This is a genomic window from Streptomyces sp. H27-H5 (assembly GCF_026627505.1).
Taxonomy (GTDB): domain Bacteria; phylum Actinomycetota; class Actinomycetes; order Streptomycetales; family Streptomycetaceae; genus Streptomyces.
On sequence record NZ_JAPNLK010000277.1, the window covers coordinates 572 to 1,530 of the forward strand.

1 pseudogene is annotated in these 959 nt (G+C 67.4%); it reads right to left on the reverse strand.

What is annotated here, in order from left to right:
* Nucleotides 1–503 (reverse strand): annotated as a pseudogene (locus OTB19_RS42725) (hypothetical protein); the annotation flags it as partial.
* Nucleotides 504–959 lie beyond the last annotated feature (456 nt).

Below are 959 nucleotides of genomic sequence, written 5' to 3' on the forward strand. Positions count from 1 at the left end.
ACGGCGGTGGCATCGGGCTCGCAGGTGCCTTCCACGGCGAAGGGGGAAGTCACCTCGGTGTCGGGCTCCGGGGTGGTGAAGGCCGGCGGGTCCGGGGGCACCGCGGGTTCGGGGACGGTGACGGTGAGGGTGGCCTGGGTGGTGGAGGTCAGTCCGTTGACGGTCTGGGTGGCGGTGAAGACGATGTCGCCGGGGTCGCCGGGGTTCTGGTCGGAGTCGGTCGACCAGCTGGTGTTGGTGACGGTCACGGGGACAGAGGTCCCGTCCCGTTCGAGGGTCACGGCGGTGGCATCGGGCTCGCAGGTGCCTTCCACGGCGAAGGGGGAAGTCACCTCGGTGTCGGGCTCCGGGGTGGTGAAGGCCGGCGGGTCCGGGGGCACCGCGGGTTCGGGGACGGTGACGGTGACCGGCTCCGATACCACCCACACCCCGTCGTCACCCTTCTGACCGGCGAACAAGTCGTATGTTGTCCCAGGCTCCAGGCGTTGCTTTGCCGCGGTCATGGTCCAGACGCCCCAAGCGTCTGCGGTAGCCGCGCCCAGACGGGCGTCATCGTTTTGGAAGCTGGCGTCTATGCCGACCACGACCTCCACATTCGCGGTCGCCAGTCCCGTGACTGTTCTCGACCAGGCCTCGGCGTCCGGCGGCGGTGTGATCACCGGAGCCGTCAACGTGAGCGGCCACCGGGCAGACGACATCCAAACACCGTCGACCCACTGCCGGATACGAATGTCAACCAGGTCGAAAAGATCCGTATCAACCGTGAAACTGACGCCGGGCCGTAGAGAGAGGTCGGACCATTTGTCCGCGCCACCGGGCACCTTGACCTGAACCTCGATCCACCGCGTGAATCCTGATCTTGGTTTTCGGGTGTCTTTCGCGGGTGCGGGGCAGGCCGGTTTTCCGGATGGCCGTTCCGGTGGCGGGTTCTCCGAGGTTCCTTGTGGTCGCGAGCGGGC